Raw genomic sequence first — 9552 nt, 5'->3', positions numbered from 1 at the left:
GAGGTTAAAACTCAAGCCTACGGGGGCGGGCGGGCGCCGCAGCGCTGGCGGTGCCGCGCTGCTTCGGCGCGGTCAGGCGGTCGGGGCGGTGGCCGGGGCGTCGTCGTCCAGGTCGCCGCGGAGCGCGGCGACGGAGAAGGCCACCGTGGAGGCGAGCAGCAGCAGCGCGACCGGCCCCCAGATCGCCCAGATCGCCCACATCGGCCAGTCGTTGGCGGCCTGCGCCCAGAGCGTCAGGATGGCGGCGACGCCCATGCCGACACCGTGCCACCGCACCACGGCCGCCGCTCTCCCGTGCCGCCGGTCGCCCCGCGCGAACAGCGACCACAGCCCACCGACGAGGGCCGCCAAGCCGAACGAGAAACAGGCGAGCGTGCCGCCGAACCGGTCCTCGGGCCACCCCACGGGCCCGGCGGACGTCTGCTGCCGCTGTCCGGCGGCGTCCCGTACCTCGACCACCTCACCGTGCCAGATGACGCCGACGACCTTGTCGCCCGGCTCCATCGCGGAGACCACCGGATCGGTCTGAGGGAACGTCACGTCCCACTGCTTGCCGGACGGCAGCAACAACTCGGCCTCCGGCGGACGGCCCTTCTTGCCGCGGTGCAAGGCGGCCCCGCGCACGGTGAACTCCTGGTTCCACCGGCACCCCGACGCCACCACCGGTACCGAGGCGCAGGCCGGCGCGGCACGGTACTCCCGCTCGCGCTCCAGCGCTCCCGGTATCTCGTAGGCCATCGCCACCCCGCCGCCGACGGTCAGAGCCGCGAACACCAGCCATACGACGGCCCGTAGCACGTCCTGCCTTGACGACCTCACCGCGCGTTCCTCCCCGTAGGACCCCGTCAGCGCATTGGACCACGGGGGCCGGGCACCGCCCAGGGCGGCCACCGGCAGTGCGCGTCCCGGCCGGATTGCCGGAACAAGGCAATGAGCGGGGCGACGCACGCGCAGAGCGCCGTCCACGGCACCGGGGTCCGTGACCCGAGAGCCGGGCGGGCTACTTCTGCGGGAAGAAGTCGAGCACGGCCTTCCCGTCGCGCAGTTCCGTCACGCGAAAGCCCAGCCCGTTGAGGCTGCCCGTGCCGCCCTCGCCGACCGACGTGGACAGGAACGTGCCCTCGCCCGCGGCCCGTACGACCACGGAGCGCGCCGTGACGCTCGTGACCTCAAGCGCGCCCACCCCGAACCGGTCGTCGACCGGAACGCGCGTCGGCTGCCGCGTCACCACCAGCCGGCAACGTCCGTCGAAGCAGTCGGCGACATCGGTGCCGTCGGCGGCGTCGGTGCCATGGGTGCCGTCGGGTGCGGAACCGGCCGTCGTGGGACGCGGCCCGGCTCCCTCCCCCGAGCCGCCCCTGTCCGGACCGCCGTCCGATCCGCAGCCCACGGCGGCCACCGCCATGCCCAGCCCCAGCGCCGCCACCGCGCCCCGGTGCGCTCCCGTCCTCATCGTCCAGCCCCTCACCGCATGCCCGGCGTCCGTACCGCACGGACCTTTCACGGTCATTCCGTTCCACGGCTCTCCCGCGGGCACACCGCGGGGGCGGGTCCCGAACACAAGGGCGCATCATCGGGGCCCCGGACGGTGCGCCGTACCCCGCGTACGGCGCCGAGTGGTTCGGGCACCGACAACACGAGGAAGGCGACCGGGGCGGGAAGCCCGCTTGCGTTACGCTCCGGCGTTGTGAGCGAGGTCAGCGCAGAGGGAGCCGGTCCGCACCCGGCACGACCGCCTGCCGGACCGGAGGTGGCGCTGCGGGTGGCGGTGGTTCTGCTGGTCGCGGCCTCCGGGGCGGTGGAGGCCGTCTCCTTCACCGCACTGGACCATGTCTTCGCCGGGGTCATGACGAGCAACCTCGCGCTGCTCGGAATGGCGATCGGCCGGGGGCAGCACACGGGGGTGACGGCGGCGCTGCTGGCGCTGGCGGGGTTCGGGCTGGGCGCCGCGGCGGTCGCGTGGCTCACCCGGCGGCGCACGGGCGTCGTCACGCACTGGCCGGCACCGGTGATGCTCTGCCTGGGCGGCGAGGCCGTCCTACTCGCCGTGGGCGCAGGGACCTGGGCCGCCGTCGACGGCAGGCCGGGGGACGTGCTGCGGGACGTGCTGCAGTTCGGTGCCGCCGCGGCCATGGGGATCCAGGCCGCGGCGATGGTGGCGGCCGGGCGGGCCGCGGCACCCACCACCTATCTCACCGGCACGCTGGCCACGTACATCGTCAAGGGGGTGGGCGCGGGCGGCCCGGACCGGTGGGTGCCGGCCCGGCTGGGCGCCCTGATCGTGGGTGCGGGCGCCTGCATGGCACTCCTGCGGACGGCTCCGGCGTGGGCCGTCGCCCTGCCCGCCGTGCTGGTCCTGTGCGCCCTGCTGACGGCCTGCCGGCCCCTGCTCCGGATGCGTCAGGCCCCGCCGAGGTGACCTCCCGGCACCGCCGGGTCGAGGATCGATACGACCACGGCCTTCACAGCCTCGCCTCCCGGGGGCGGTCGGTCGGCGGGGTCTGCGGTCCTACGGGCACGACCGCTTCGGCGGTGTACGCGAGGAAGGTCAGCGTCTCCTGGAAGTACAGCCGGATGCTCGTGTCGTCGTGTGACAGATAGCCGATGGACACGTCCTGACCGATGCGCAGTTCGAAGTCCCCGCCGCGTTTCGACAGCAGGAAGGCGCCGTCGATGGCGGGCGCCCAGACGATGTCGCCGTCCAGGACCCGGGCGATGTGCTTGATGACCGGGTAGCCGTAGTCGGAGGTCTCGCTGACGGCGGTGTACGCCTCGGCGCTCAGCGCCAGCGCGTACGGGCCGCCGACGCCCGCGAGCCGCAGCGCCGTCAGGGCCTTGCTGACGACGTCGGGGTAGGCGCGTACCTCGGCGGGCAGGACCAGGGAGGCATTGGACGAACTCTGCCGCAGCCCGGTGATGTCCGCCGCGGCATAGCCCTCGAACACAGCGCGGTCCTCGGCGAACGCGATCTTCCGGGCGGCGTCCTTGACCGGCTGCCAGTCCGCGTCCCTGGCGCCGCGCGCGACGTCGTCGACCTGCTGCCGGTCGACGGTGAACGGCACCCGCAGTTCCACGAGGGGCTGGAACCGGCGGACGCGCGCCGTGACCCCGTCGGCCGGTGCGTCCACGTCCGCCAGGTGGCCGCTGCCCACACCGGCGAGTTCGGTGCCGCCCGGCTCGGGCACGTCGACGATCCGGCGGGCCGCGATGTGCCGTTTGAACGTGCGCCGTGCCTCGTCCTCCAGATCGGCCCACGCCGCGGCGGAGATGGGTGCCAGTTCCCGGTGCAGATTGTCCATCGTGCGGGCTCGCCTCCTGTCACGTCCTCAGATCGCCGATGCCGAGGGAGCCGTCGGCGACGGCCGCCGGGAGCGCCGTCGGCATGGCCTCGGCCGCGTCGGCGCCGGCGCTTTCGTCCGCGCCGGCGGTGTCGTCCGCGCCGGCGGTGTCGTCCGCGCCGGCGGTCTCCTCGGCTTCGCCCGCGGTCGGCGGATCGGGAAGGTTGTCGAGAAAGTCACTGGTGGGGACGTGGAACAGCGACCCGGTCACCGGGGTGGAGAAGTCCAGGATCCGGTCGTGGGAGGCCGGCGGGTCGCCCAGGAACATGCGTTCGAGCATCCGTTCGGTCACGGCCGGGGTGCGGGCATAGCCGATGAAGTAGGTGCCGAACTCGCCGTCCCCCACGCTGCCGAAGGGCATGTTGTCGCGCAGGATCTCGTGCTTCGTCCCGTCCGGGTCCTCGATCGTGGTCAGCGCCACATGGGAGTCGGCCGGTTTGACGGCGTCGTCCAGTTCGACGTCGGACAGCTTCCGGCGTCCGATCGCCAACTCCTGGGCCTCCACCGGAAGGGCGTTCCACGCCTGGAGGTCGTGCAGGTACTTCTGCACGATCACATAGCTGCCGCCGCTGAACGGCGGGTCCTCGTCACCGATCAGGACCGCCGCGTCCGCGGCGGGGCCCGTCGGGTTCTCCGTGCCGTCGACGAACCCGAGCAGATCACGCACGTCGAAGTACTTGAAGCCATGGACCTCGTCGCGGGTGGTGACCACGTCGCGCAGCCGCTCCATGATCTCGGCGGCCAGTGCGAAGCACAGGTCGAGCCGGGCAGCGCGGATGTGGAACAACAGGTCGCCCGGGGTCGATACGGCGCGGTGCCGGGCGCCGGCCACCTCACGGAAGGTGTGCAGCTCGGCCGGGCGGGGGCCGGCGAACAGCCGGTCCCAGGCGGTGGAGCCGATGCCCACGACCACGCTGAGCCGTCCGTCCTGTGACGCCCGGAAGCCGACCGCCCGCTGGAGCCCGGTCACGTCCGACAGCGTCTCCCGTACGACCGGCTCGCCGCCCTCGTCGATGGTCACGACCAAGAAGATCGCCGCGCTGGTGAGCGGCGACAACACGGGCTGGGGCACCGGCCGCCGGGAGTGTGCGGGCATCAAGGGCTCCCCTTCCTGACGGTCATGGACAGAAGCGGCGATGATCGCGAACGGGGAGGCACATGCGCACACGTGTGCGGCGGCTCCGGCCTGCGGCGGCCCGGAATCCGCGCGCAGGCACTGACCCGATCGGGTGCTTCCGGGGCACTCATTTCACCGTATGGCCCGGCCTCGGCCCCCGCCACCGGCCGGTGGGGACAGGCGGTCCCGCCCGGCCGGCGTACCCGGCCCGGCGCCCCTGGTGTGCTCACCAGTAGTGACGACGGCCTGCGACCGCGTGTCCCAAGGCGCCGAGGATCCACAGGATCAGCCCGATCACCAGGAGGATGATTCCTATCGTCCACAGAAAGTTCAGGCTGGTGAGGAATCCCACGACCAGCAGAATGATCCCCAGAACAATCATGGCCACTCCCTCGGGGTTCGTTGGACGAACCTCTTCGACCTCTTGGGGGCCGAATATCCCGTCCGCCGGCGCCAAAACGGGGCGGCGCGCACCACCCGGTCAGCGGCGCCTGGGCACCGACGCCGCCGACTCCGCCTCGTCCCAGCTGCCGCCGCCGCTGACCACGGGCGACCGGGTCAGTCCGACGATGCCGGCCGCCATGAGGGCGACGCCCACCAGTTCGGGCAGCAGGCGCCAGCCCAGCGCGATGGTCTCCCCGAACAGCAGGCCGCCGAGGGCGACGCTGATCAGGGCGTCGCCCAGCGTCAGGGCCGGCTGGGATACGGCCAGGGTGCCGGCCCGCAACGTCCACTGGAGCAGCAGCACGCTCAGCACCCCGGTGGTGGCGGCGGCGTAGGTGTGCCACGTGGTGAGGACCGCGGTGGGTCCGTCCGGGAAGCGCCCGGTCACCTCCTTGATGAGCGCGGCCGTGACCGCGAAGCACGCGGCGGTCGCGGTGCCGAGGGTGGCGGCCTGCGGGGGGCCGCGCAGCCGCAGGGCCGCCGCGAGCAGGGCGGCGACACAGCAGGCAAGCCCGCCGCCGACCAGGAGCCAGCGCCAGTCGCCGGCCCGTTCGCCGCCCTGGGACGGGGACGCGCTGAGCAGGAAGACCGCCAGGCCGACGGCGAGCATCACGAAGGGGCGCCAGGTCCGCGCGCCGGGCGAGTGCCGGAACACCACCGCCCCGATGAGCAGGGTGAACAGCAGTTCGCTGGCCAGAAGCGGCTGCACGACCGACAGTTCCCCGGAGTCGAGGGCGATGACCTGGAAGACCGCGGACAGCAGCATGGCCATCGCGCCGGCCCACCAGAACGGACGCCTCAGCAGCCCCGCGAGCCGGGCGACCGCCGCCTTCGCGCCCCGGCCGCGGACCCCGTCCGGCTGGACCGCGGCCCTGCGCTGCAGGACGGACGCCGCCGCGTTGCACAGCGCGGACAGCAGGGCCGTGACGACGGTGAGCACGTTCATGCGGATGCCTGTCGTTCGCGGGAAGCCCCGGCGAGCGGCCACCGCACAGCTGGTGGGCGAGCGGCAGCCGACGGCACGAACACAGTGGTAACCGCCGTGCGCGGGGATAAACCTGCCCGCTTGAGGCTGCGCACGACGGGTGGCTGCCGACCGGCCCCCGTTTGGCGGCCGGTCGTGCGGATACCTGTGGCCCACTGTGCGATACAAGGTGACCATGCCGCATATGTGTCCGTGCCCGCGTCCGTGCCCGCCGGATCCCTGCCCGCCCCCGCACACCGCCGCGCCCGGGCGGGGCGGTCCCGAACCGGTGCGGCGCCGGCCGTGAGCCGGCTGCTGGTGGTCAGCGCGAGCATGGGGGCGGGCCATGACGCGGTGGCGGTCGAGCTGGCCCGGCGCCTCGGCACGGCCGGACACGAGGCGCTGCACACGGACGTACTGGAGCTGCTGCCGGCCCGCATCGGCGCGGGGCTGCGCGGCTTCTACCGCTCGTCGATCCGGCACGCCCCCCTGGTGTACGCGGGCATCTATGCCGCGTTCTTCCGGGCCGGCGACGGGCCTCGGCCGGGCAGCACCCCGCTCGCCGCGCTCGCCGAGGACCGGTTGCGCACCGAGGTGGCGCACGGTCGCGCCGACGCGGTCGTCGCGGTCTTCCATCTCGCCGCACAGCTGACCGGCCGGATGCGTGCCCGCGGCCGGCTCACGGTCCCCAGCGCGGTGGTGATCACCGACTTCGCCGTGCACCGGCAGTGGCTGCACCGGGGGAACGACCTCCATCTCTGCCTCACCGAGGAGATCGCCCAGGACGTACGGCTGCGTCTGGGGCGGCCCGCCACCGCGTGCGGTCCGCTGCTGCCGGACCACTTCCGCCCGCACCCGGCGGGCGAGCCGTACTGGCGGCGCCGGCTCGCGGACGCCGCCGGGCGCCGTGCGCCCGTGCTGCTGTCCGCCGGGGCGTGGGGGGTGGGCAGCCGGCTCGGCGCGACGGCCCGGCTGCTGTCCGGCGCCGGATACCTGCCGGTCGCCCTGTGCGGGCGCAACGAGCGGCTGCGCCGCGCCCTGGCGCGGGTGCCGGGGACGCTCGCCATGGGCTGGGTGGACGACATGCCGGGCCTGATCGCGGCCTGTTCCGCCGTGGTCGACAACGCCGCGGGGCAGACGGCGCTGGAAGCGCTCGCCGTCGGTGTCCCGGTCATCGGGTACCGTCCGATTCCCGGCCACGGCGCCGAGGGCGTGCACCGGATGGCGGCGCTCGGCCTGACCGAGTACGCCGACGACGCCTGGGAGTTGGTGCGGGCCCTGGACCGCCTCGGCCAGGGCGGCTCGGTGCCCGGCCGCCGCCTGGTCCGGGGGGACGTCGTCCGTCCGCTGGAGCGGCTGACCGCCCGCGCGGGCACGGGCGGGTCCGACGGCGACGCCTGACGTCCGGGCCGCGGCGGCGACCGGATCGGTCGGGGCCCCGCGCCGCGGCCGGGTGCGTCCGGCGCGCCGCGGTGTGCGACACCTGCGGCCCTGCCCGTACCGGATCATCGCAGGCCGGCGCCGGTGCCCGGCCATCTGCCGGTGACGCCCGCCGCCCCGGCGTCGGGCGTACGCACCGGGCTCACCACGCCGTGCTCGCCGAGCGGGCCCACCGACAGGCCCGCCGCCCGGCACGCCCCCACCAGTGCGGGCAGGGCGGCCAGCGTCGCCCGCCAGCATCCCGGTGCCGCATGGCGGTCGGTGTCGTGCAGCAGCACCGTGCCGCCGCCCCGCAGATCGGCCAGTACGGTCGCGGCCACGGACCGCGCGGTGGCGTCGCCGGTCCAGTCGCGGCCCCAGGCAGTCCACAGCACCGGGCGCAGTCCGGTGCGGCGCGCGGCCAGCAGCCGGTCGCCGGTCAGGATGCCGTACGGCGGCCGGTACCAGATGGGGGCGGTGCCGGACACCTGCGCCACCGCGTGCGCGGCCCGTGCGAGCAGCCGGGTCTCCCGGCGCGGGGCGGGCCGCCAGGGGCGGTTGTGCGTCCAGCCGTGGACGGCGAGTTCATGACCGCGCCGGACGATGTCACGGCTCAGCCGCCCGTGGCGCAGCACCTGCTCGCCCAGCACGAAGAACGTGGCACGGACCGCCAGTTGGTCGAGGGCGGCCAAGAAGGCGGGGGTGGAACGGGGATCGGGACCGTCGTCGAAGGTGAGCGCCACATGGTCGGGCGCGCCCGTGCCCGCCAGCACGGGCAGCAGGGCGCGTCGCGGGCCGGGCAGCCAGCTTCCGGCCGGCCCGAGGTGGGCGGCGGCGACGAGCGCGGGGACGGCGAGCGCCCCGGTGCACCACCGGCCCCAGCGGATGTCGTCCGGCACGTCCGTCTCCCTTCGCGTCCCCGTACGGTCGTCCGGCCCGAACGCGGCTCCCGCGCGGGCGCCGTGGCGGCGTCGCCTTGTGGCGCCGTGGCGCCGTGGTCTCGTGGCGCCGTGGTCTCGTGGCGGCGCGGCGGCGTCAACCGAAGCGGCCCGCCAGCCGCCGGTACGTGGTGGGTGCCAGGGCGCGCACCGCGATCGGCACCCGGAGCCAGCCGGGCACGAACACCTCGGGCTGGTCGCGGCGTACCGCCGTGACGACCGCGGCGGCCACCCGCTCCGGCGGCACCGGACGCGGACGGGTACGCGCGTAGGGCACCCCCCTGCGGGCGAAGAACGGGGTGTCCACCACGCCGGGCACGACATGGGTCACCCGCACGCCGGTGCCCTTCAACTCGTACCGCAAGGCGTCCGCGAAGGCGCCGAGGCCCGCCTTCGCCGCGGAGTACACCGCCTCCTCCCGTACACCGACGCTTCCCGCGACGGAGCCGATCAGCACGAGCCGGCCCTGGCGCCGCGCCGTCATGTGGGGCAGCAGCTGACGGACCAGGTGCACCACCGAGGCCAGGTCCACGGTGAGCACGTGGTCCACCTCGTCGGCGGGCATCGAGGCGAACGGTCCGGCCCAGCCCACTCCCGCCGCGGCGACGAGCAGATCGATGTCCCGCGCCTTCCCGAAGGCCCGGTGGGCCAGTTGCCGGGGGCCGTCGGCGGCGGCCAGGTCACAGGGGATCGCGACGGCGGACGTCTCGCGCGCCACCGTGTCCAGCCGGGCGCGGTCGCGTCCGGAGACCAGCAGCTCCCATCCCTCGGTCGCCAGGGAGCGTGCGACGGCCGCTCCGATCCCGGACGAGGCACCCGTCACCAGCGCCACGCCCGCCGTGGGTACGGTGCCCGGTGCGCGGGTCGTCGGCCCCGTGTACGGATCCACCGTGACGCGTCCCAAGCTGACCTCCTCGGCGTGGCGGGCCTCGGCACGGCGCCGGAGTCCGCGGGCCGCCTTGAGCGCGCCTGCCGAGCCCCGTCGGTCCTCGCGCACGCGTGCCTTCGACGATGACGACGACCATCGAGGGGTAGCCGCGACTCGCCGGTTTCAAACCCGCCGCCGCACCGGCCGCTGCCCGCTTCGGCGGCCGGTTTTCCGGACCGCCGCGCCACGGATCGCGGACGGGGAGGGCGCCTTCGCCGAAGCCGAATGGAGCAATGCGAAGACCCGTTGTGCGGCGGCGGTGCCGGACCCGGGCCGCCGACGCCGGGCCGCACCGCGCGTCATGGGCCGGCGCAGGTCCGGGGCATGACCCGACGCTGTGCCATAACCGCAGGTCAGCGGCGCCAGGGAGGGTGCTTGGACGCCACCGGCCCCGCTTGAAGTAC

General features: G+C 74.6%; 10 protein-coding genes. 2 read left to right on the top strand and 8 right to left on the bottom strand.

Annotation, left to right across the window (positions count from 1 at the left end; genetic code table 11):
- Positions 1-72 precede the first annotated feature (72 nt).
- A complete protein-coding gene (locus AC27LF_RS28570) occupies positions 73-819 on the bottom strand; it encodes a hypothetical protein (RefSeq protein WP_479656695.1) in 747 nt (248 codons plus the stop codon).
- Positions 820-1000: 181 nt separating this feature from the next.
- Positions 1001-1453, bottom strand: a complete 453-nt coding sequence (locus tag AC27LF_RS28565) for a hypothetical protein (protein WP_479656694.1) — start codon at positions 1451-1453, stop codon at positions 1001-1003.
- A gap of 234 nt (positions 1454-1687) precedes the next feature.
- Between AC27LF_RS28565 and AC27LF_RS28560 the strand changes: the two genes are divergently transcribed.
- The gene (locus AC27LF_RS28560; RefSeq protein ID WP_479656693.1) at positions 1688-2419 is read left to right on the top strand and encodes a DUF1275 family protein; all 732 of its coding nucleotides are present in this window, start codon (positions 1688-1690) and stop codon (positions 2417-2419) included.
- A 43-nt stretch (positions 2420-2462) separates the two neighbouring features.
- Here AC27LF_RS28560 and AC27LF_RS28555 read toward each other — a convergent pair whose 3' ends face one another.
- The 4 genes from AC27LF_RS28555 to AC27LF_RS28540 form a co-directional block, all read right to left on the bottom strand.
- A complete protein-coding gene (locus tag AC27LF_RS28555) occupies positions 2463-3299 on the bottom strand; it encodes a family 1 encapsulin nanocompartment shell protein (RefSeq protein WP_479656692.1) in 837 nt (278 codons plus the stop codon).
- A gap of 19 nt (positions 3300-3318) precedes the next feature.
- Positions 3319-4359, bottom strand: coding sequence for a Dyp-type peroxidase (locus AC27LF_RS28550; RefSeq protein WP_479656691.1), 1041 nt, complete (start codon positions 4357-4359; stop codon positions 3319-3321).
- Positions 4360-4681: 322 nt separating this feature from the next.
- Positions 4682-4837 (bottom strand): DUF6131 family protein, encoded by a 156-nt coding sequence (locus AC27LF_RS28545; RefSeq protein ID WP_479656690.1) that lies wholly within the window; start codon positions 4835-4837, stop codon positions 4682-4684.
- Between the two features lie 99 nt (positions 4838-4936).
- Positions 4937-5845: a DMT family transporter gene (locus AC27LF_RS28540; RefSeq protein ID WP_479656689.1), complete on the bottom strand. Its 909-nt coding sequence runs from the start codon at positions 5843-5845 to the stop codon at positions 4937-4939.
- 351 nt (positions 5846-6196) lie between these two features.
- Here AC27LF_RS28540 and AC27LF_RS28535 point away from each other — a divergent pair, with 351 nt between their 5' ends.
- The gene (locus AC27LF_RS28535; RefSeq protein WP_479656803.1) at positions 6197-7264 is read left to right on the top strand and encodes an MGDG synthase family glycosyltransferase; all 1068 of its coding nucleotides are present in this window, start codon (positions 6197-6199) and stop codon (positions 7262-7264) included.
- Positions 7265-7368: 104 nt separating this feature from the next.
- Here AC27LF_RS28535 and AC27LF_RS28530 read toward each other — a convergent pair whose 3' ends face one another.
- Both AC27LF_RS28530 and AC27LF_RS28525 read right to left on the bottom strand, forming a co-directional pair.
- Positions 7369-8181: a polysaccharide deacetylase family protein gene (locus AC27LF_RS28530; protein WP_479656688.1), complete on the bottom strand. Its 813-nt coding sequence runs from the start codon at positions 8179-8181 to the stop codon at positions 7369-7371.
- A 136-nt stretch (positions 8182-8317) separates the two neighbouring features.
- Complete coding sequence (locus AC27LF_RS28525) at positions 8318-9109, bottom strand: SDR family NAD(P)-dependent oxidoreductase (protein WP_479662986.1); 792 nt, start codon at positions 9107-9109, stop codon at positions 8318-8320.
- Between the last annotated feature and the right edge of the window lie 443 nt (positions 9110-9552).

The organism is Streptomyces diversicolor (genome assembly GCF_057537855.1).
The sequence above is the reverse complement of the archived record's forward strand: the minus strand, read 5'-3'. Positions and strand labels throughout refer to the sequence as shown.